This window comes from Vibrio ostreae (assembly GCF_019226825.1).
In the GTDB taxonomy this organism is placed as follows: Bacteria; Pseudomonadota; Gammaproteobacteria; order Enterobacterales; family Vibrionaceae; genus Vibrio; species Vibrio ostreae.
Genome location: NZ_CP076643.1, coordinates 2,835,184 through 2,857,280 on the forward strand (window position 1 = coordinate 2,835,184; position 22,097 = coordinate 2,857,280).

Genomic DNA, 22,097 nt, shown 5'->3' on the forward strand with positions numbered 1-22,097 from the left:
CCACAATCGACGTCGATAAACGAGAAACGGTAAAATAACCAAGAGCGGCCTGCGGGCCGCTCTTGCTGTTTGTGCGCAGCAGGATTGACCTGCGAGCTGGCGTCATCCGGTCTGATGGTCGCTCAGCGCTGATTAGAGCTTAAACAGCGTTTTTGCGTTGTGGGTGGTGATGCGATCAATGTCGGCCACATCGGTCTCTCGCAGTTCAGCGACACGCTGTGCGACCAGCTGGGTATAGGCCGGTTCATTACGCTTGCCGCGATGCGGTACCGGCGCCAGATAAGGGCAGTCGGTTTCCAGAATAACGTAGTTCATATCCAGATGCGGGATGACCTGATCCATTCCGCCATTCTTAAAGGTTGATACACCGCCCAGGCCAAGGTGGAAACCCAGCTCATTAATCGCTTGCGCTTCTGCCACGCTGCCACCAAAACAGTGGAACACACCGCGCAGCTGGCCGTCCTGCTCCTGACGCAGCAAAGTCAGGGTCTCTTCAATCGAATCCCGGGTGTGGATCACCACAGGCAGATCGCGCTGTTTGGCCCAGTTAAGCTGGGTCACGAATGCCATTTGTTGTTCAGTGCGGTAGGTTTTATCCCAGTATAAATCGATACCGATTTCACCCACGGCAATGAAATTATGCCGGTCAAACCAGGCTTCAATCTCGGCCAGCGTTTGGGTGATGTTGCTGTCGACATAACAGGGGTGCAAACCCATCATCGAGCGGCATACCTGCGGGTAAGCCGCTTCGGTCGCCAGCATTGGCGCGATGGAGTCGAGATCGATATTCGGCAGCAGGATCTGCTCGATTCCCTGAGCCAGTGCCCGGCTGACCACCTCGTCACGATCCTGGTCAAACTCACTGGCATAAATATGGGCATGGCTGTCAATCATAGCGCACTCTCGTTCGTTGGCTGTCGAAAAATCCCAGTATACGTGAGTGTGAGCTTGGGGTCATTTTTTGCATTTTTCCCGCCAGATCCTAGCGCCGTGAAGTAGGAGTGATATCATTTCGCCACCAGGCGGTACTATCACCACATCAGGTGATGCCGCAGAGCTGCGAAAAAATGCCTGAGCCAGGGTGGCATCAGCGCCAGTATCAGGTCGAATCATAAGGAGAGTAGAGTGTCTGTATCCATTCAAGGTCAGTTTCCGGGGCGCCGCATGCGCCGTCTGCGTAAGCACGATTTCAGCCGTCGTCTGATGGCGGAAAATCAGCTGTCAGTGGATGATTTGATTTATCCGATGTTTATTCTGATGGGCAAAGATCGCCGTGAAGCGGTGGAATCGATGCCGGGTGTCGAACGTTTGTCGATTGATCTGATGCTGGAAGAGGCACTGTATCTGGCGAATCTTGGTGTGCCGGCGATTGCACTCTTCCCGGTGGTTAACCAGGACGCCAAAAGCCTGTGTGCGACCGAAGCGTACAACCCGGATGGTCTGGTGCAGCGCGCGGTGCGTCTGCTTAAAGAGCATGTACCGCAAATTGGTGTCATCACCGATGTCGCGCTTGATCCGTACACTACCCATGGTCAGGACGGCATTATCGACGACGACGGCTATGTGATGAATGACGAGACCACCGAGGTGCTGGTTAAGCAGGCGCTGTCACACGCCGCGGCCGGTGCCGATGTGGTTGCACCGTCAGATATGATGGATGGCCGGATCGGTAAAATCCGCGCGGCACTGGAAGAGGCCGGGCATATTCATACCCAGATCATGGCTTATTCGGCCAAATATGCTTCCAATTATTATGGTCCGTTCCGTGATGCCGTCGGCTCTGCTGGTAATCTCAAGGGCGGCAACAAGAAAAATTACCAAATGGATCCGGCCAACAGTGATGAAGCGCTGCATGAAGTGGCGCTGGACATCAATGAAGGGGCGGACATGGTGATGGTCAAGCCGGGTATGCCGTATCTTGACGTGGTACGCCGGGTGAAAAGCGAACTGCAGGTGCCAACGTTTGCTTACCAGGTCTCAGGTGAATACGCGATGCATAAAGCAGCGATTAATAACGGCTGGCTGGCTGAGCGTGAAACCGTGTTTGAATCGCTGCTGTGTTTCAAACGTGCCGGTGCCGATGGCATTCTGACCTATTTTGCCAAAGATGTGGCCGAGTGGCTGGCTGAGGATAATGCCACGGCGGCTGAATATCTGCGCCGCGCGGACTAAACGAGTCTGTTGCCATTATCCAGGCTGGCCGCAGTGCCGGCCTTTTTTATACCAGAATGACGAGGAGTAAGGGATGCAAATTCGGATCGGAACCCTGCAAGAGGCGGAGCAGGTTGCTGCGCAAATCGCTGAGTTCAGCCGCAGCGAGAACCGCGCCAGTATGGCACTGCGTTTGGCAGGCAAGCGGCATCTTATTCTGGTGGCGGAAGATGAGCAGCAACTATTGGGGTTTAAAATTGGCTATCAGGTCGATGCCAGCACCTTCTACAGCTGGTTTGGTGGTGTGACGGCGGCAGCGCGTAATCGTGGTGTGGCGCAGCAGTTGCTCGAGGCTCAGGAGCGATGGGTAACAGAGCAGGGATATCAGGCGTTAACGGTTAAATCGCGTAATCAGTTTCCGGCCATGTTACGTTTACTGCTGAGAAATGGTTATCTTATTGAAAATTTTGAAAAAGTAGACCCTTTGATTGAGAGCCGACTGTACTTGATTAAATATTTTTAAAAATAAATGAGATTTTTTCTCATTTAGAGCTTGACTACGAAATGAGAATCATTATTATTAAACCTGTCTTAGGGAATAAGTGACCAGCCAGACAGTGCGGCACACCACTGGTGACAAAACACAGAAGTTTGGCCGGACACATTCTTTTTGACACGACATTGCTCACATTGCTTCCAGTGTAATATTTTAAGCTTTATGGGAAAGGACAGCTAACGGACTTTCACCTTATATTGCTAGGCGACATTCTCGGATGTCGCTTTTTTTATGCCTGTTATCCGCGCGGGGGCAGCTTTGCAGCGTAATGTTTAACTTTCATGCCTGATCCGAATGATTCGCCAGCACTCTGGCTACCTGCAGCAGGGTGGTTGAGTAAAAGGACAGCGAGTGTCTTTTCCACATTGCATGATCGGAAAAGGATCGTAATGAGATTGATCGATCTTTGTGAAAGTCATTTAAAAATATACACTTAAAATGATTGTATCGCAGTTTATGTGCCATTTAATAACCAGTGGATAAAATCTATGAACAGAGTTATCCACAGGGGGCCGACCAAGGCGGACCAGGTCTGGGGGAATAATTGCTGCCACATAGAGCGCGCTTTGGCGCTTGAACATGGAAACCGGACAGCAGTCATGGCATCCTAAGCGGCATTGTTTCTTGTTGGATAGCAAATCTATGGCCCGCATCCCTGATAACCCGTTAATTCTGATTGATGGTTCTTCTTATTTATACCGCGCTTTTCACGCCTACCCGGGCACCATGAGTAATGGTGAAATCCCGACCAACGCCGTCTATGGTGTGGTTAACATGGTGCGAGCCATGATGCGTCAGTTTGCCAGTGAGCGTATTGCGGTGGTGTTCGACGCCAAAGGCAAAACCTTCCGTGATGATATGTATGCCGAGTACAAGGCGCACCGTCCGCCAATGCCGGATGATCTGCGTTGTCAGATAGAGCCGCTGCATCAGGTGATCCGTGCCATGGGGCTGCCGCTGCTGTCGATTGAAGGCGTGGAAGCGGATGATGTGATAGGTACCCTGGCGCACCAGGCGTCGCAAGCCGGTATGCCGGTGCTGATCAGCACCGGTGATAAAGATATGGCGCAGCTGGTGGATGACAACGTTACCCTGATCAACACCATGACCAACGTGGTGATGGATCGTGCAGGGGTGATCGAAAAATTCGGCATCCCGCCCGAGCTGATCATCGATTATCTGGCGCTGATGGGCGATAAAGTCGATAACATTCCGGGTGTGCCCGGGGTGGGTGATAAAACCGCGACTGCGCTGCTGCAGGGTATCGGTGGTCTGAATGATCTGTATGACAAGCTGGATGATATTGCCGCGCTCGGTTTCCGTGGTTCGAAAACCATGGCGAAAAAGCTGCAGGATAACCGCGACAATGCCATGCTGTCCTATCAGTTGGCGACCATCAAACTGGACGTCGAGCTGGACTGCACACCAGAAAGTTTGCTGAAAAATACCCCAGACCGTGATGCTCTGATTGAACTGTACGGCAAGCTGGCGTTTAAATCCTGGCTGACCGAACTGCTGGAAGGTGGCAACGGCGTGGTGGAAGCGGCGGAAAAAACCGGCGCCAGCGCAGCGTCCAGTGGTGCGAAAACCTCTTCAGTGCCTGCGGCGGATACCTCAGCAGTGACGATTGATCGCAGCCATTACGAAACCATTGTTGATGAAGCGGCGTTTGCCCGCTGGCTGGATAAGCTGCAAGCGGCTGAAGTGTTTGCGTTTGATACCGAAACTGACAGCCTGGACTACATGGTGGCCAATCTGGTCGGTGTCTCATTCGCGGTAGCGGAAGGCGAAGCGGCTTATGTGCCGGTCGCGCATGATTATCTCGATGCGCCGCAGCAACTGGACCGCGACTGGGTATTGGCCCAGCTCAAGCCCATTCTGCAGGATGCACAGCAGGCCAAAGTGGGCCAGAACCTCAAATACGATGCCAGTGTGCTGGCCCGTTATAACATCGAACTGCGCGGTATTAAGCACGATACCATGCTGGCCTCTTACGTTTATAACAGCGTCGGTGGTAAGCACGATATGGACAGCCTGGCACTGCGTTTCTTGCAGCACAGTTGTATTTCGTTTGAGCAGGTGGCCGGCAAAGGCAAAAACCAGCTGACCTTTAACCAAATCGATCTTAAGCAGGCTGCGCCTTACGCGGCAGAAGATGCCGATGTGACGCTGCGTCTGCATCACCGTCTGCAGCCGCTTATCGATCAGGATGAGTCTTTGCAGCGTATCTATCGTGACATTGAAATGCCACTGGTGCCCGTGTTGTCGCGTATTGAGCGTACCGGAGTCCTGATCGATGACATGCTGCTTGGTGCGCAGTCGCAGGAGATTGCTCACAAGCTCGATGAACTAGAGCAGAAAGCGTTTGATATCGCCGGTCAGGAATTTAACCTCAGCTCGCCAAAACAGCTGCAGACCATTTTGTTTGAGCAGATGCAATTGCCGGTGGTGAAGAAGACGCCGTCCGGTACTCCGTCGACCAACGAAGAAGTGCTGCAGGAGCTGGCTCTGGATTACCCGTTGCCGGCCGTGATTCTGCAATACCGCGGTCTGGCCAAATTGAAATCGACGTACACCGACAAACTGCCGAAAATGATTAACCCAAGTACCGGCCGGGTGCACACCTCTTATCATCAGGCGGTGACGGCGACCGGGCGTTTGTCCTCGACCGATCCTAACCTGCAGAATATCCCAATCCGTAATGAGGAAGGGCGTCGTATCCGTCAGGCGTTTATTGCGCCACACGGCTGGAAAATTATGGCTGTCGACTACTCGCAGATTGAACTGCGTATTATGGCGCATCTGTCCGGTGATAAAGCGCTGCTGGAAGCTTTCCAACAGGGTAAAGATATCCACGCCGCGACCGCAGCGGAAATTCTCGGAGTCAGTATTGATCAGGTCAGCAGCGAACAGCGCCGCCGTGCCAAAGCGGTGAACTTCGGTCTGATCTATGGCATGAGTGCTTTTGGCCTCGCCAAGCAACTCGGCATTCCGCGTGGTGAAGCGCAGCAGTATATGGATACTTACTTCGAGCGTTATCCGGGCGTGATGCAGTACATGGAAGATACCCGCAGTACGGCAGCCGAACAGGGCTATGTGGAAACCATCTTCGGACGTCGTCTTCATTTGCCGGAAATTCAGTCGCGCAACGGTATGCGTCGTAAAGCGGCTGAGCGTGCGGCAATCAACGCGCCGATGCAGGGCACGGCAGCGGACATCATCAAGAAAGCCATGCTGCTGGTCGATGAATGGATCGAAGCGGAAGGGGCTGGTCGGGTGAAACTGCTGATGCAGGTCCACGATGAACTGGTGTTTGAAGTCGAAGAGTCAGCTTTGTCCGAAATTGAAAGTAAAGTACAGAATCTGATGGAATCTGCCGCATCTCTGGCGGTGCCTTTAGTGGCTGAATCTGGTCACGGTAACAACTGGGATGAGGCACACTAGACAGAATATCGCCTAATCCACTGAAATATCATGAGCCAGCGCACAGTCGCTGGCTTTTTTTATCAATAAAAAAGTAAGTGTATTTCAGAAGTTTATGTTGCTTAATAAAAATTTAATGAAAAAAAACTACAAAAGGAGTTCCCATTTGTGACCAATTGTTGTACATTAACTTCCGTAGGGTACAGAGGTAAGATGTTCTATCTTTCAGACCTTTTGTTTCACGTTATTGGATTAGGCTGATTCAGCCGCCCCAGTCACACTTTTGACTGGGGCGTTTTTTATTGGGCCGCGTTTAATCTGAAGCTGCCCGTTTGCCACTCTCTGAACTGATTTTATCCACGTGGTCTGCCTGACCAAGCCCATTCTCCTGCTCTGTCACTCTGCGAACAACGGCGAAAGCCAGTAACCATTTCTGTAATTCATCGTCATTCACACTTTTGGTTATTTCTGCGAGTAAACTAAGCGGATCGGACGGCCGTTTTGTTTCTATCTTGATGATCTATATGGTTTAGTTGTCATTTTTTTCGGTCGGGAAGGTGAGTGAATTTCGTGATCCGGCCATATTGTAATCTGGCGTAAATTAATCAATCCTAGCGCCATAACAATAATTACCTCCTATTTCTCTCCCGTTGCCCCACCAGGATGGTGGGGATTTTTATTTGTGTCCTGGGCCAACTGTTGCTTGTGAAAGCTGTTTTGTTTGAACACGGCCGCGCACTGATTGACGGGCGAAAAAAAGCCCTGCGTGTGCAGGGCAATCAAATAATAAGTGGGCGTAAATTGCAGTTGGTTAGCGTTTACTGCTGTGGATCATCAAACTGCTCGGCTGTGGCTTCCTCGGCGGCCAGCTGTGCCAGCATTGGTGCAAACCAGCTATCGAGTTTGTGACGTAATACATCGACACCGATACCATTGTGGGACGAAAACGCATCCACTTTAACATCGCCGCCCAGCTCCAGCGCATCCTGACGCACTTTCAGTAACTGAGCTTTACGCGCGCCGCTTTTCAGTTTATCGGCTTTGGTCAGCAGCACCTGGACCGGAATGTTGCATTCCACTGCCCAGATAATCAGCTGCTGGTCGAGATCTTTCATCGGATGGCGAATATCCATCAGCACCACCAGACCTTTCAGGCAGGTACGCTTTTGCAGGTATTCCCCCAGTGACTGTTGCCACTTTTTCTTCATTTCCAGCGGCACCTGGGCAAATCCATAGCCAGGCAGATCGACAATATGACAGCCTTCGGTCACCTTAAACAGGTTGATCAGCTGAGTACGGCCGGGAGTTTTACTGGTCTTCGCTAAGTTTTTTTGGTTAGTTAACTTATTGAGAGAACTGGATTTTCCAGCGTTTGAGCGTCCTGCAAACGCAATTTCGATACCTTCATCAGCGGGAAGATGGCGAATGTCTGGCGCACTGGTGATGAAATGCGTGTTTTGATAATGAATTTTTACGCTCACTGTTAACTCCATCTCGACTTTGAGTTGTCGATTGATTACTTTTTGGTGAAATTGTGTAATATAACCGTGCTCGGCATAAGGTCGCTTATTGTACCATGAGTGGTACCTTCTGGTACTGGAAGCTTGATAATTATAAATGGAATGTCATGAAGAAATTAGCGCTAATCTTAAGTCTTTTAGCCAGCTGCTCTGCATGGGCCCAAGGCAGCATTGAAGCTGGTAAAGCAAAATCCCAAACGTGTGTTGCCTGCCATGGTGCAGATGGCAACAGTCAAATTACCACTTACCCTAAACTGGCCGGTCAACACGCTAAGTATATTGAGAAGCAGCTGAAAGATCTCAAGCTTGGTATGTCGAGCGGTGGTGCACAAGGCCGTTATGATCCGGTGATGAGCGCGATGGCGATGCCATTGAGCGAAGAAGATATGGCCGATCTGGCTGCCTATTATGCGTCGTTGCCGATATCAACGAACTCCACCCCGGAAGACGTGGTAGCGCAGGGCAAGGTGCTGTATACCGCCGGTGATGCGTCCCGCGGACTGACGGCATGTATTGCCTGTCACGGCCCGCGCGGTAACGGCACCGAACTGTCCGGTTTCCCGAAAATTTCGGGCCAGCATGCGGACTACGTCAAAGCCCAGCTGCAAAAATTCCGTGATGATCAGCGCGGTAACGACATGAACGCGATGATGCGTGATGTGGCGAAAAAACTGACCGATGCTGATATCGAAACCCTGTCCAAATATGTCGGCGGCCTGCACTAACCTTTTTGTCCTACACCTGTTCGAGCATTGCTGTTGAAATAACCCCGCCTGGCGGGGTTATTTCGTTTAAGACGGATCGGTTTGAGACGAACGCCGGGATAGGCTGAGTTTGCCATGCCGTGTGTAAGACATTGGCTATAGTTGTCATTTTTATCGGGATTGGTTTTAGGTTAATTGTCTGATTTAAAACATAATAATTTTTAGAGTCGGGTGAGGTTAGCAAAGTTTGCGCTGGCGCACATTGTGCCGGAGTGCGAAGCGGGTAAAGTAGGGTCATCGGCATGACGCTGAACAGGGAATTCAGACCAGGCAGGTCTCCACGGAGCTGGCGAGGAATGCTGGTAAACGGACAGGGAAACGCTTTACAGGAGTGAAGCGCAACAAGGATGGTTAACTGGTCTTAAGGTAAAGACAGTGACAAGGAATCAGGCGCAGGACGCGCCCGGATACAGGAAGTAATCAGGGATTGCCATAACTCATCAGGATGATGACAAACCACACTTTTTGGCACGGAAAGCCCGAAAAACAAACGGACATTTGGTGCACCATCTGGTGCGACCCGATTTCGTCACTTCAGGTGACGATTTGGAAAGCGACAGGGAAACCTGCCGCTTTTTTTATTTGCGCTGGCTTTTTTTACAAAATCGGCGCGATTTTGTACGATCACTCTCCACTCTACAGCCAGTTTCTGGTATGTTTCGCATCCCCGTTTGAAGGATGTCTGTATGCACCCATGCCCTTTATGTCACAGTAACGACACTCACGCTTACTATGAAGACCAGCACCGTGCGTACCTGCAGTGCCAGCTGTGTCAACTGGTGTTTGTCAATCCGGAGCACCGCCTGGACGCCGTGCGTGAAAAAGCCTTTTACGATTTACATGAAAATGACCCGGCTGATGCTGGTTATCGTCGCTTTTTATCCCGTGTCTGTGATCCGATACTGGCCAGGCTGGCGCCTCAATCTAAGGGGTTAGATTTTGGTTGTGGTCCCGGACCGACGTTGTCCCTGATGCTGGAAGAAGCCGGCCATCAGGTGGCGCTGTATGATGTGTTTTATCATCCAGGGCGCCAGGTGCTGGAGACCAGCTATGATTTTATGACTGCCACTGAAGTGATCGAGCATTTGCACGATCCGGCCCAGGTTTGGCAGCAATGGTTAAATTTAGTTAAGCCAGGTGGCTGGATTGGTCTGATGACCAAGATGGTCAAAAATGTGGACGCATTCGCGACATGGCACTATAAAAATGATCTGACCCATGTGATCTTTTTTAGCCGCCACACGTTTGAATTTCTGGCAGAGCGGGATCAGCTCGAACTTGAATTTATAGGCAATGATGTAATTTTACTGAGGAAACCCCAGTAATGACTCGACAAAAAGAATCAATCAGCAAAACCGGTATCAATGGCGATCTGGTTTTTGCTCGTAAACATAACCGTACTTCTGGTGAGCTGGAAGGACGTCTGCGCAAAAAACTCAAAAAGCGCAAAGGTCTGAAAACCGGCAGTCGTCACTCGGAAGGCTCGCAGGAAGCGCAGCGTAAAGCAGCGCAGCAGAGCGATCCGCGTCTGGGCAGCAAGAAAAAAATTCCGCTGATTGCCGAAGCGCCAAAGAAACTGAACAAGCAGGAGCGTCGCGCCTCTGCTGAGCAGGAACTGGCGATGCTGGAAAATGATGCGCAGCTGAACGTGTTGCTGGACCGGATCGATAACGGCGAGAAGCTGGGGGCCGGTCTGCAGAAATACGTGGACCAGAAGCTGGATCGGATTGAAATCCTGATGAAGCAGCTCGGTCTGTTTGACGGCAGCGAAGAGCTGGAACAAGAACAGCCAGTTGAGCCGGTCGCGAAAGCTAAAACCAAAGCTAAGGCGAAAACGGATGACGATCTGCTGTCGCAGTTCGAAAATCTCGATCTGGATGATTACAAAGACTAAGGTGGCACCATGAACGTAACCCTACTAGCGATAGCTGGCGCTGTGATTATTCTGGGCCTTGCGGCCTATGCGGGTTACCTTTTGTTGCAACTGAAAAAGCAAAAGGAGCTGCAGCAGCAGCACCAGGCTCTGGCGATCGAAAAGCGCAACGCGAATATTTTCGATAACGTCAACATTCTCTGTATGGCGGGGATTCAGGGCCAGTGTGATCTGTCGGAAATCAGCATCCGGGTGTATTGCATTATGGATTATGTCCAAGGTGATAACCGGGTTGATTTCGACCGCGAATTTCCGGCAATCGCCGAGCTGTACCATACGGTAAAAGATATGCCGCGTGGTGAAGCTCGTCAGCAAATGGTGAAGAAGGATCGCATGCAGCACAACCTGATTCGCCAGAAAGCCGAAACCCGTCTCAACGATGCCATTGTTGAAGAGCTGAAGGCCCTGCAAAAACGTGTTCAGCCGCTGAATAATCAAATCGCGATTCAGATGGTATAAATGATCACTCACTCGAAAGAGTGAGTGATCATGCTAGCAGTTTCGAATATTTTGTTCACAAATTCTACGTTTGCCACGCTGCACTCTGCTGTCGTGTGGCAAAATAGCTCGTCACAGCAGAAAATGGAAAGAGTCACACTATGTCGTCGTATGTCGTACCCAGCCAGCAGATCGTTTGGGATCAAGCCAGTTTAGACAAGTACAACTATTCAGGGCCACGCTACACCTCATACCCGACCGCGGTAGAGTTTCATGAAGCGTTTACTATTGCTGACTACGACATGGCGTGTACCCAGTATCCGGACCGCCCGTTGTCGCTCTATGTCCATATTCCGTTTTGTCACAAGCTCTGTTACTACTGCGGCTGTAACAAGGTCATTACCCGTCATGCGCATAAAGCGGATGAGTACCTGGACGTGCTTGAGCATGAAATCCTCCAGCGTGCGTCTCTGCTCGGTGGCCGTCACGTCACTCAGCTTCATTTCGGTGGTGGTACGCCCACTTTCCTGAGCAAAAAACAGATCAGCCGGCTGATGACTCTGCTGCGCGAAGAGTTTGATTTTACAGCGGATGCGGAAATCAGTATTGAGATTGATCCGCGTGAAATTGAGCTGGATGTCCTCGACCATCTGCGTGAGGAAGGCTTCAACCGGGTCAGTATCGGGGTGCAGGATTTCAATAAAGAAGTGCAGAAACTGGTCAACCGCGAGCAGGATGAGCAGTTTATTGTTGATCTGGTTGCGCGTGCCAAACAGCTGGGGTTCCGCTCCACTAATCTGGATTTGATTTACGGTTTGCCTAAGCAGACCCTGGCCAGCTTCAGTGCCACACTGCAGCAGGTGCTGGCGATGCAGCCGGGCCGTTTGTCGGTCTTCAACTACGCCCATATGCCACAACTGTTTGCCGCGCAGCGTAAGATTAAAGACGCGGATTTGCCGCCCGCCGAAGAGAAGATGGCGATTCTGCAGTACACCATCAACACGCTGACCGAAGCCGGTTATCAGTTCATCGGTATGGACCACTTTGCGTTGCCGGATGACGAACTGGCGGTTGCACAGCGCAACGGTGTACTGCACCGTAATTTCCAGGGTTATACCACGCAGGGCGAATGTGACCTGGTTGGTTTTGGCGTCTCGGCAATTTCGATGATTGGCGATGCTTATGCTCAGAACCAGAAAGAGCTGAAAACATACTACGAGCAGGTCAATGACATGCGTCATGCGCTGTGGAAAGGGGTGGCTCTGGATAGTGACGACTTACTGCGCCGTGAAGTAATTAAGCAGCTGATCTGTAATTTCAGCCTCGATAAGCAGGCGATTGAGCGCGGCTTTAAGGTGCGCTTTGGCGATTATTTCCGTGAGGATCTGGCTCTGCTGCAAAGCTTTATTGATGATGGACTGGTCAGTGTTGATGAGCGTTTTATTCAGGTGACACCGCGTGGCCGCTTACTGATTCGCAATATCTGTATGTGCTTTGATAAATACCTGCGCAGCCGCGCTCGTCAGCAGCAGTTCTCGCGTGTGATTTAATCTCTCACCACGCTCAAAGTGTGGCGCGCTAAAACAGCAACATGATAAAAAACCAGCGTAGCAACGCTGGTTTTTTTTGTCTGTACTGTCGCAGCAGGCGGGGTGCCACCTGGCGGCGAATCAGGCCGATTCAAGCAGCGTCAAGGCCTTGCGCGTCACTTCATGCGCCGCTTTGGTCAGATGCTGTTTTTCCAGGGCATCGGCCAGATAAGCGTAATCGGAAATACTTGCGCGTTGTGACAGCGCCGTTTCCAGATGCTGCTGCGCCAGTTGCCACTGTTGCTCACGCAGATAGAGCTGGCCAAGTGCGCTGTGCGCTTCGGCATTGTTACCGTCACGCTGCAAGGCCTCCTGTAGCAGCACAATCGCCGGATGGCGGTCCGCGAGGTTGAGTTCTGCCAGCAGGCTGTACAGCTCCGCTGAGCGGTGCTTATGCAGGTTTTCCTTAATCAGGGTGAAGGCTTCATGGTCGGCTTTACGTTTAATCAGCTGCTGAATAAACGCCAGCACCAGTTGCGGCTCCGCCTGTTGTTTGCGGCTGAGTCCGTTCCAGTGGCTGATCAGCCCTTCGCTGCCTTGCTGGCTGGCAATGCTTTCCAGTAATCCCTGCTGAGCGGTGGTGGTCAGCGCATCGGCTTCCTGCTGGCTGATATGCTTGGTCTTGACCAGTTTCGGCAGCAGATCAAGCAGCGCTTGCCACTCCTTGCGCTGCAGATAGGTCTGCTTGAGCAGATTGAGCAGCACCGTATTATCCGGATATTGTTGTTGCAGCGCACTCAGCGTGCTTTGTGCCGCCTGCAATTCACCGTCACTGATCTGTTGCTTGGCGCGGGTCAGCTCGACCGCCAGAGTGGCATTGTCCTGTTGGGCGGCCAGCTCCAGATAGTGGTCGCGTTTGCTGCGATCACCCATGCCGTTGGCGGCCTCCGATGCCACCAGGTAGCACAGCAGCGGCATGTCATGATGGTTGGCCCAGCGGGTGACTTTCTTCTCTGCCTGCTTCCAGTCGCCTTCCAGCAGCTTGATGATGGCTTCGTTTGTATAACGACGGGAACGCTTCATCTTACGCACACTGAACCAGTTCCAGGTGGATGAGCTGGCGTAAATCAGCTTCTTCACCACATACTCCAGGGCAAACAGACCGGCCAGGGCAGCAATCACTAAGATAACCAGGGTCGTGACGCTCATTTCAATCGTGTGTTCGGCTACTGAAATCAGCACGTAACCCTGCTGACCGGCATACTGGGTGCCGGCAAACAGGCCAGCGCCGAGCACAATGAACAGAAACAGTAATCTGACCATTATTTCTCCTCCGTCGTCATCGAGCTGATGGAGCGGCGCAGACGTTCACTGATCACGTCACTGAGTTGTTTCTGCGTTTCCAGTTTCACCGGATACTCGACCTGGACCTTCTGCTTGCCCAGTTGTTCAAGCGTGCTACTGAACGCCGTTACCTGGCTGTCATCAAGGTTAAAGAATGAGCCGGACCACTGGGCGGCGGTGGACAGAGCGGTGGTGTACATCTCCTGGTTTTCTGCGTATACCGCTTTGATGGCGGTCTCCAGCTTGGCTTTCAGATTTTCTTTGAGGTAAAAGTGCTGCTCCGGTGACAGCAGGGGCACCACATTACCATCGCGGGTGCGGAAAGTGATGAAGTTATCGGCGAAATCTTTCAGCGATGTCATCAGGTTCTGCTGCCAGTTGTTGATGTCTTGCGAGACCGTTGGTGGCTGTTGTTCAGCCGCGTGCGGCAGAATCGCGTTGGCGAGCGGCAGATGGTCAACCTGCTGCTGCAGACTGATCAGGCGCAGCACCAGACCGTCACGGTCCAGCAGCGGAATGGTCTTTAACTTGGTGATGTCGTTTGCCATTGCTTTACGCAGTGGCGTCAGGCTCGGGTCGTTAAGGGCAGCGATACGCTGGTCGGCACTTTCCATCAGCTGAGTGGCGCTTTCCACATCGTGCTCGAGGAACAGTTTACGCCCGGCCAGTTTGACCAGATAGTCGGCTTCGGCCAGCAGCCAGTCATTAGGACGACGGCCTTTCATGTCGGCGACGGCTACCTGCAGGCTTTCGATGGTTTTCTGCTGCTGGGTCAGCACCACTTCGGCGCGGTGAGTGACTTCATTGGCGTGCTCGACCGCTTGCTGCTTCGCATCGGCCAGTTTTTGATCGATGCTGGCGCGGGTCTGGGCCAGCTCGGTTTGCAGCGCTTTAATTTGCGCCTGGTACTGCGCCTGTTGTTGCTGGCTGTGCAGGGTCAGGCCGCCACCAAACAGAATCGCCAGGACAATCGCAATCGTGCCCAGTTTGACGCCGCGTTTGGCCTGTTTCTCGGTCACGCTTGTCTCACTGTCTGCCGGTTTCGCTGCGGCAGCTTCGCCGTCAGCGTTGGCTGCCTTGGCGCCGTTTGCGTCATGGGCTGAGGTTTGCATGCTGGAATCAGCAGCAGGTACGGATGACTGTTCAGGTTCCTGCTGTGGATTATCTTTTTTACTTGTCATTGCTAAGAGTCCTGTGTGTTAAGGCTGGAGAGCCGCCACTAAATCTTGGTTCGCCGCACTTCCTGTGGTCACGACATGGCTGAATCCCAGGCGCTGGGCATCGTGGGCGATTCGGTCACTGGGAACCAGTAATTTCAGACTCAGGGCCCAGTTCAGGTCTGCCCCGGTCAGTTGCGAAACAAAAAACATCAGCTGATGACTGCTGGTGATGACCAGCGTGTCAACCTGCGCCTGTTGCCAGCGAGCCACGCTAGTTGGCGCGCTGAACGGCAAGTCTACACGCTGATACACTTCACGGTAACGTACCATGGCGCCACGAGCACACAGAGTGTCGTAAATCAATTCCCGGCCACCGTTGCCGCGCAGAATTTCGATCCGTTGACCTCGTACATGATGCAATTCCGGCAGAGCGAGCAGATGTTCGCTGTCGCTGATGTCCGGGTAGTGTACTGGTTGCGCACAGACTTTGCTTAAAAGCTGTGCAGTTTTTTGACCAACGGCAAGGTATCGGGGGGAGGCGGGCCATTTCAGTTGCTGAGCGTGGAGAAATTGCTGACTCAGTAACACCGCGTGCTGGCTGACAGCCAGCACGTAATCACAGTGCAGCAGGGCCTGTGGCAGTTGAGGTAAATCGGCACCGGCTTCGATCCCGATCAGGGGCTGGTGCAGGGCAGGGATACCGAGCGCTACCAGTTGCTGACACAGCTCCTTGCCCTGAGTGTCAGGGCGTGTCACCAGAACCGCCATCGCGTTACTCGTGCTCGGCGTACAGCTTGGTCAGAATATCGCGTGCGCCGTCGTCCAGCAGCCGGTTAGCAAGCTCGACTCCAAGGCGTTCTGCATCCTGACGCGGACCGCGGATTTCACCGCGCACAATCAGTGAGCCATCCGGTTCGCCGACCAGGGCGCGCAGCCACAGGTCATCGCCGTCAAGCAGAGCATAGCTGCCGATTGGCACCTGACAGCCGCCTTCCAGGGTCAGGTTCATGGCGCGTTCACACAATACACGGTCAGTGGTGTCGGCGTGACTGAGCGGCGTCAGCAGTCTGCGCAGGCGTTCATCATCGAGACGGCATTCAATACCGACCGCGCCCTGGCCGACCGCCGGCAATGATTGCTCCGGCTCTATCAGGCTGCGGATGCGCTGTTCCAGTTTGAGGCGTTTCAGCCCGGCCGCGGCGAGAATAATGGCGTCATATTCACCGGCATCGAGTTTGCCGAGGCGGGTGCCGACATTGCCGCGCAGCTCTTTGATCACCAGATCCGGACGCGCTTCTTTGAGCTGACACTGGCGGCGCAGGCTGCAGGTACCGACCACGGCGCCTTGTGGCAGCTCATCGAGTGATGTGTATTGGTTTGACACGAACGCATCACGCGGGTCTTCACGTTCACAGATGGTGACCAGGCCGAGGCCTTCGGGGAAGTCGACCGGAACATCTTTCATCGAGTGCACGGCGAGATCGGCGCGTCCTTCGAGCATGGCCACTTCCAGCTCTTTGACGAACAACCCTTTACCACCAACTTTGGCCAGTGGGGTATCCAGAATAATGTCGCCGCGAGTCACCATGGTGACCAGTTCCACTTCCAGACCGGGATGGGCCGCCTGCAGTGCATCTTTGACGTAATGGGCTTGCCACAGGGCGAGTGGACTCTGGCGCGTCGCGATTCGGATTGGGGTGGTAGAGGTCATGATATTCCCGTTTGACAGTCAACAATGGCCTCATCCTACCATTTCGGACAGAAATTTCTCACTACAAGATCACCGTCCGGCGGATTTGCTGCGCGCCGCTGTAACAGCGGTACAAAATTGTGTGATTAGGCTCTCGTTTATAAACTGAGCTATTATTACAAAGCACTGCTTAGCGTGGACACTATGCCGACTCTGAATTTGGCGCATTTTGTTTAATACGACTTTAGTGTTAACCACAGAGCAGATGCTTTACCAACACAAATTAAAGTGTTAAATTGATCACGTTTTGTTGGCTGTTTTGCGCAAAACACAATCAAATTGTGCATTTATGTTTCAATCAAGGGAACTGACCTTGCAGGCTTACACCAAGACCTTATTACAGAGATTAGATAAGCTGAACCGGCAACGCACTGAGCGGGCGCTGGCGCTTATGGATTTACAAGGTCAGCGTGTTTTTCATCTGATCCCGGCCCTGCTGCACTACAACCATCCTCTGATCCCCGGCTATTACGCTGACCAGGTACCGTACGGTATTCACCAGTTTTCTCTGAATGACATTCAGCAACAGTTTGTGGACGATACCGAACTGACCCTTGGCCAGCCGCTGCTCAGCGCCGCCCAGCCAGAGATTTTAGGTCTCTATACAATGGGCAGTACTTCATCGATCGGTCAGAGTACCTCGAGCGATCTCGATATCTGGGTGTGTGTGGAGGCGGACATGGATTGCGACGCGCGTGACTGCCTGAGCAATAAATGTTTACTGATCACCGACTGGGCGAAAAGTCAGGGTGTGGAAGCCAACTTCTTTATCATGGATGAAGAGCGCTTTCGTCATAACCAGTCAGATGAGATGACCGGCGAAAACTGCGGTTCGTCCCAGCACTTACTGCTGCTGGATGAGTTCTACCGTTCGGCGGTACGTCTGGCCGGCAAACGCCTGCTGTGGCAAATTGTGCCACCGGAAATGGAAGAGTGCTACGACGAATACGTTAAGCAGCTGTGCAGCAACGATTATATTGATTGCAGCGAATGGATCGACTTTGGTCGCCTTAACCGGATTCCGGCCGAGGAGTACTTTGGTGCCAATTTATGGCAGCTGTATAAGAGTATCGATTCGCCGTATAAATCGGTACTGAAAGCGACTCTGCTTGAGGCGTATTCGTGGGAGTACCCGCATACCCAACTGCTCAGTATTGATACCAAGCGTCGCTTCTTCGCCCATGAGCCGGATCTGTACAGTATGGATGCCTATTATCTGATGCTGGCCAAGGTGACCTGTTACCTGGAGCGGATTGGTGATCACGCCCGTCTCGATTTGGTGCGGCGCTGTTTCTATCTTAAAACCCACGAAAAGCTATCCCGTGAACCGGGTGTCGGCTCGGTAGCCTGGCGCCGAGAAGCGCTGAGCGAGATGGTGCAGCACTGGCACTGGGATAAAGCGACGCTCGAAGAGCTCGACAATCGGCGTAACTGGAAAGTGGAGCAGGTCAAAGGGTGCACCACGCGCTGCTGGATGCGCTGATGGTCAGTTACCGTAACCTGATTCAGTTTGCACGGCGCAATGATATTACCTCGGCCATCAGTCCGCAGGACATCTCGATTCTGGCGCGTAAGCTGTATGCTGCCTTTGAGGTGTTGCCGGGTAAAGTCACGTTACTCAATCCGCAGATTTCGCCGGACTTACATGAGCCCGACCTGACCTTTATCGAAGTCTGCCCGGACCGGACGAACAAGGCGGGCTGGTATCTGTATAAACAGCCGCTGGTGGCACATCAAATCATCGGTCAGCCCTACCTGGAGCACAATGAATATCTCAGTAAGTTGGTCGCGTGGGCGTTTTTCAACGGCCTGATCACTGAGTCGACCCGTTTGCACTCTGTGGTGCGTGAAGCACATCTCGATATCGACAAGTTCTATCAGATGATGAGTGACTTGCGTAACACTTTCTCGCTGCACAAACGTCGTCCGACCATGGCAGCGCTGGCGAGTCCGTGTGAAATCAGCCAGCTGGCGATGTTCATTAATTTCGAGAATGACCCGACGGTGGAGCTGAGCGGCAAGTCGCTCAAAGTGGATCTGAAGAACGCTGACATCTTCAGTTTTGGCTGTGAGCAGCAGTGCCTGGTGGGCAGTGTTGATCTGGTCTATCGCAATTCGTGGCAGGAAGTGCGTACTCTGCATTTTAAAGGCGAGACCGCGATGCTGGATGCCCTGAAAACTGTGCTCGGCAAAATGCATCAGGATGCTTTGCCACCGGAGTCGGTGGACGTGTTCTGCTACAGCAAAAACCTGCGCGGGGTGATGCGCAATCTGGTTTATCAGTTACTGGCGGAATGTATCGATCTGCGCCTCAAACCGGTCGAGCAGGAAAAACGCCGCCGCTTCAAAGCGCTGCGTATCGGTACTCAGATGTACGGTCTGTTCTTCGAACGGCGCGGCGTGTCGGTGCAACGTCTGGAAAACTCGGTCGATTTCTACCGCAGTATTTCCACCAATAAGCTGAAAGGCTCACCGCTGCTGATGCTGGACAGGGATCAAGATTATCAGCTGCCGGATGTGGTTGACGGTTTTGCCAGTGAGGGGCTGGTGCAGTTCTTCTTTGAAGATACTGAAAAAGGCTTCAACATCTATGTGCTGGATGAAACCAACCGGGTGGAGATATACCACCAGTTCAGCGGTGAGAAAGATGACATGATTGCCAGCGTGAACAGCTTCTATACCTCGGTGCGGGATGATAACCAACTGGCAGCGAAACTGATTAATTTCAACCTGCCGCAGTATTATCAGATAGTGCATCCGGAAGAGGGCGCAAGTTACGTGGCGCCGTATCGTAACGATTCGGCGGTCTATTCCAGACCTTCCAAAGCAGTTAATGTCTGAACCCAGTACAGAAAATTGACGATAAAAAAGAGCACCTCAGGTGCTCTTTTGCGTTTCATTCCCAGTCGATACTTTCGCCGGCGTGTTTTTCACACTCCTGTTTGACCATGGTGAAAAATTCGCTGCCGGTTTTTGAGCAGATCCACTGTTCATCGTGCCACTGAAAATGAAAACCACCGGATTTGGACGCCAGCCAGATTTCTTTCATCGGTTCCTGACGGTTGATAATGATTTGGCTGCGGTCTTCAAATTCCAGTGTCATCACGTTGCCACTGGTCTCGTAGTCGATGTCCGCGCCGGAATCATCAATGGCTTCTTCAATGATTTGCATCTGGCTGTCCACCAGTTGATGAAATTCAGTCTCGTTCATCCTGTCTATCCTATTGCTTTTCCTGATTGTGGTGCGATTATAGGGGGCATTGATTCAATAAGCACGATATGCAAAATGAAAAAGTCCATCACCGCACTGTTTTTGTTGTCCGTTATGACGCTGGCAGGCTGCGGTCAAACAGGCCCGCTGTACATGCCTGATGATGCTCAAAAGAGCGAACAAAGTCAGTAAATTCAAACAATTAGATTAAGGGAAAGTATTTTGGATTACTTCAATTATCAGGATGATGGCCAACTTTGGGCGGAAAACGTTTCGCTGTCTCAATTGGCTGAGAATTACGGTACACCTCTGTATGTGTATTCTCGCGCGACTCTGGAGCGTCACTGGCACGCCTTTGACAAGTCGGTCGGCGATCATCCCCATCTGGTATGCTACGCAGTGAAAGCCAACTCGAACCTTGGGGTGCTCAACACTCTGGCTCGTCTTGGCTCAGGGTTTGATATCGTATCCGGCGGTGAACTGGAGCGCGTAATCGCAGCAGGTGGCGATCCGGCCAAAGTGGTTTTTTCCGGCGTGGGTAAAACCGCGGCAGAAATGAAGCGAGCGCTGGAGCTTAACATTAAGTGCTTTAATGTTGAGTCGGAGCCGGAGCTGGTTCGTCTTAACGCGGTTGCCGGTGAACTGGGCGTGAAAGCGCCGGTGTCACTGCGTATTAACCCGGACGTGGATGCCAAAACTCACCCTTATATCTCTACCGGTCTGCGTGATAACAAATTTGGTATCACGTTTGATCGCGCTGCGGACGTGTACCGTCTGGCTCAGGGTATGGATAACATCAGCGTGCACGGCATTGATTGCCATATCGGTTCACAGCTGACTGAAATCGACCCGTTTATTGATGCGACGGATCGCCTGCTGGCGCTGATCGACAGCCTGAAAGCGGAAGGTATCCACATTAAACACCTGGATGTCGGTGGTGGCCTCGGGGTTGTGTATCGTAACGAACTGCCACCTCAGCCATCAGAATACGCTAAAGCTCTGCTGGCACGACTGCAAAATCATCAGGATCTGGAACTGATTTTTGAACCGGGCCGGGCGATTGCGGCCAACGCCGGTGTACTGCTGACCCGCGTGGAATTCCTTAAGCATACTGAGCACAAAAACTTCGCTATCATCGATGCAGCCATGAACGATCTGATGCGCCCGGCGCTGTACCAGGCGTGGCAGGATATCGTGCCGGTCGCACCGCGGGAAGGCTCTGCGCTGACCTATGACCTGGTGGGTCCTGTATGCGAAACCGGTGACTTCCTGGGTAAAGATCGTGCGCTGGTGCTTGAGCAGGGCGACCTGCTGGCAGTGCGTTCTGCCGGTGCGTATGGTTTTGTGATGTCGTCTAACTACAACACCCGTACGCGAGCGGCTGAGGTGATGGTGGATGGCGATAAAACCCATTTAGTGCGCCAGCGTGAAGAGCTGTCTAGTCTGTGGGCACTTGAGAGTCTTCTGCCGGAGTAAAGTGACGCATTATGCATTTCCATTTTTCTAAAATGCACGGTTTGGGTAATGACTTTATGGTCGTGGACTGCATTACCCAGAACGTCTTCTTCTCCCCTGATCTGATCCGCCGTCTGGCGGATCGTCATACCGGGGTGGGTTTTGACCAGCTGTTGGTGGTTGAAGCGCCTTATGATCCGGAAACGGATTTTCACTATCGAATTTTCAATGCCGATGGCAGCGAAGTCGAGCAGTGTGGTAACGGCGCGCGTTGTTTTGCCCGCTTTGTACGCATGAAGGGGCTGACCAATAAGTACAGCATCAGCGTCAGTACCAAGAAAGGCAAGATGGTGCTCAATGTCGAAGACGATGACCAGATCACCGTTAACATGGGAGTGCCGGAGTTCGAACCGAATAAGATTCCGTTCCGTGCTAAGCAGACCGAAAAGACCTACATTATGCGCGTTGGTGAGCAGACTCTGTTCTGTGGTGCGGTCAGCATGGGTAACCCGCATGTGGTGACCGTGGTCGATGATGTCAAAACCGCCAATGTGGAAACCCTGGGCCCGCTGCTGGAGTCGCATGAGCGTTTCCCTGAGCGGGTTAATGCCGGTTTTATGCAGGTCGTAAGCCGTAATGCGGTCAATCTGCGTGTCTATGAACGCGGTGCCGGGGAAACCCAGGCCTGTGGCAGCGGCGCTTGTGGCGCGGTTGCGGTCGGCATTGTTCAGGGTCTACTGGATGAAACCGTCACGGTCAGTTTACCGGGCGGCTCTCTGGTGATTAGCTGGAAAGGACCGGGTAAACCGCTGTTTATGACCGGCCCTGCAACCCATGTTTTTGACGGCCAGCTGTCTTGCTAA

The 22,097-nt window shown here is 52.5% G+C and carries 19 protein-coding genes and 1 pseudogene; 13 read left to right on the forward strand and 7 right to left on the reverse strand.

What is annotated here, in order from left to right; genetic code table 11:
• Positions 1-132 precede the first annotated feature (132 nt).
• Entirely contained in the window at positions 133-894 is a 762-nt protein-coding gene (locus KNV97_RS19180) for a TatD family hydrolase (protein WP_136487303.1), read from the reverse strand.
• 231 nt (positions 895-1,125) lie between these two features.
• Between KNV97_RS19180 and hemB the strand changes: the two genes are divergently transcribed.
• The 4 genes from hemB to KNV97_RS22320 all read left to right on the forward strand — a co-directional run bounded on the left by hemB (position 1,126) and on the right by KNV97_RS22320 (position 6,391).
• Positions 1,126-2,172: a porphobilinogen synthase gene (gene hemB / locus KNV97_RS19185; RefSeq protein WP_218562588.1), complete on the forward strand. Its 1,047-nt coding sequence runs from the start codon at positions 1,126-1,128 to the stop codon at positions 2,170-2,172.
• 73 nt (positions 2,173-2,245) lie between these two features.
• Positions 2,246-2,674, forward strand: a complete 429-nt coding sequence (locus KNV97_RS19190) for a GNAT family N-acetyltransferase (RefSeq protein WP_218562589.1) — start codon at positions 2,246-2,248, stop codon at positions 2,672-2,674.
• A gap of 675 nt (positions 2,675-3,349) precedes the next feature.
• Complete coding sequence (gene polA, locus KNV97_RS19195; RefSeq protein ID WP_136487306.1) at positions 3,350-6,151, forward strand: DNA polymerase I; 2,802 nt, start codon at positions 3,350-3,352, stop codon at positions 6,149-6,151.
• A gap of 192 nt (positions 6,152-6,343) precedes the next feature.
• Entirely contained in the window at positions 6,344-6,391 is a 48-nt protein-coding gene (locus KNV97_RS22320) for a hypothetical protein (RefSeq protein WP_438356636.1), read from the forward strand.
• A gap of 557 nt (positions 6,392-6,948) precedes the next feature.
• Here the strand turns inward: KNV97_RS22320 and yihA are convergent.
• A complete protein-coding gene (gene yihA, locus KNV97_RS19200; protein WP_218562590.1) occupies positions 6,949-7,611 on the reverse strand; it encodes a ribosome biogenesis GTP-binding protein YihA/YsxC in 663 nt (220 codons plus the stop codon).
• Positions 7,612-7,757: 146 nt separating this feature from the next.
• Here yihA and KNV97_RS19205 point away from each other — a divergent pair, with 146 nt between their 5' ends.
• The 5 genes from KNV97_RS19205 (at position 7,758) to hemN (ending at position 12,335) form a co-directional block, all read left to right on the forward strand.
• Positions 7,758-8,375, forward strand: a complete 618-nt coding sequence (locus KNV97_RS19205) for a c-type cytochrome (protein WP_218562591.1) — start codon at positions 7,758-7,760, stop codon at positions 8,373-8,375.
• A 725-nt stretch (positions 8,376-9,100) separates the two neighbouring features.
• Positions 9,101-9,739, forward strand: coding sequence for a class I SAM-dependent methyltransferase (locus KNV97_RS19210; protein ID WP_136487309.1), 639 nt, complete (start codon positions 9,101-9,103; stop codon positions 9,737-9,739).
• Positions 9,739-10,308 carry a Der GTPase-activating protein YihI gene (gene yihI, locus KNV97_RS19215; RefSeq protein ID WP_218562592.1) on the forward strand — a complete coding sequence of 190 codons (570 nt, stop codon included), beginning with the start codon at positions 9,739-9,741 and terminating at the stop codon, positions 10,306-10,308. Before KNV97_RS19210 ends, yihI begins: the two co-directional genes overlap by 1 nt.
• A gap of 9 nt (positions 10,309-10,317) precedes the next feature.
• The gene (locus KNV97_RS19220; RefSeq protein WP_218562593.1) at positions 10,318-10,806 is read left to right on the forward strand and encodes a DUF2489 domain-containing protein; all 489 of its coding nucleotides are present in this window, start codon (positions 10,318-10,320) and stop codon (positions 10,804-10,806) included.
• Positions 10,807-10,946: 140 nt separating this feature from the next.
• The gene (gene hemN, locus KNV97_RS19225) at positions 10,947-12,335 is read left to right on the forward strand and encodes an oxygen-independent coproporphyrinogen III oxidase (protein ID WP_218562594.1); all 1,389 of its coding nucleotides are present in this window, start codon (positions 10,947-10,949) and stop codon (positions 12,333-12,335) included.
• Positions 12,336-12,455: 120 nt separating this feature from the next.
• Here the strand turns inward: hemN and KNV97_RS19230 are convergent, their stop codons facing one another.
• Genes KNV97_RS19230 through hemC form a run of 4 tightly spaced genes read right to left on the reverse strand, consistent with a single transcriptional unit; the run spans position 12,456 to position 16,529 of the window.
• Positions 12,456-13,637 (reverse strand): heme biosynthesis protein HemY, encoded by a 1,182-nt coding sequence (locus KNV97_RS19230; RefSeq protein ID WP_136487313.1) that lies wholly within the window; start codon positions 13,635-13,637, stop codon positions 12,456-12,458.
• The gene (locus KNV97_RS19235; RefSeq protein WP_218562595.1) at positions 13,637-14,839 is read right to left on the reverse strand and encodes a uroporphyrinogen-III C-methyltransferase; all 1,203 of its coding nucleotides are present in this window, start codon (positions 14,837-14,839) and stop codon (positions 13,637-13,639) included. Before KNV97_RS19235 ends, KNV97_RS19230 begins: the two co-directional genes overlap by 1 nt.
• An 18-nt stretch (positions 14,840-14,857) precedes the next feature.
• Positions 14,858-15,586: a uroporphyrinogen-III synthase gene (locus KNV97_RS19240; protein WP_136487315.1), complete on the reverse strand. Its 729-nt coding sequence runs from the start codon at positions 15,584-15,586 to the stop codon at positions 14,858-14,860.
• Between the two features lie 4 nt (positions 15,587-15,590).
• A complete protein-coding gene (gene hemC, locus KNV97_RS19245) occupies positions 15,591-16,529 on the reverse strand; it encodes a hydroxymethylbilane synthase (protein WP_136487316.1) in 939 nt (312 codons plus the stop codon).
• A gap of 352 nt (positions 16,530-16,881) precedes the next feature.
• On the opposite strand from hemC, the pseudogene KNV97_RS19250 reads away from it, so the two are divergent.
• Positions 16,882-19,409, forward strand: a pseudogene (locus KNV97_RS19250) (class I adenylate cyclase).
• A gap of 55 nt (positions 19,410-19,464) precedes the next feature.
• Here the strand turns inward: KNV97_RS19250 and cyaY are convergent.
• Positions 19,465-19,779 carry an iron donor protein CyaY gene (gene cyaY, locus KNV97_RS19255; protein WP_136487317.1) on the reverse strand — a complete coding sequence of 105 codons (315 nt, stop codon included), beginning with the start codon at positions 19,777-19,779 and terminating at the stop codon, positions 19,465-19,467.
• A gap of 75 nt (positions 19,780-19,854) precedes the next feature.
• Between cyaY and lptM the strand changes: the two genes are divergently transcribed.
• The 3 genes from lptM to dapF are packed head-to-tail and all read left to right on the forward strand — an operon-like array spanning position 19,855 to position 22,097.
• Positions 19,855-19,971 (forward strand): LPS translocon maturation chaperone LptM, encoded by a 117-nt coding sequence (lptM, locus tag KNV97_RS22285; RefSeq protein WP_407701894.1) that lies wholly within the window; start codon positions 19,855-19,857, stop codon positions 19,969-19,971.
• 30 nt (positions 19,972-20,001) lie between these two features.
• On the forward strand, positions 20,002-21,255 hold the full coding sequence (gene lysA / locus KNV97_RS19265; protein ID WP_136487319.1) for a diaminopimelate decarboxylase: 1,254 nt from the start codon (positions 20,002-20,004) through the stop codon (positions 21,253-21,255).
• 11 nt (positions 21,256-21,266) lie between these two features.
• Complete coding sequence (dapF, locus tag KNV97_RS19270; protein ID WP_136487320.1) at positions 21,267-22,097, forward strand: diaminopimelate epimerase; 831 nt, start codon at positions 21,267-21,269, stop codon at positions 22,095-22,097.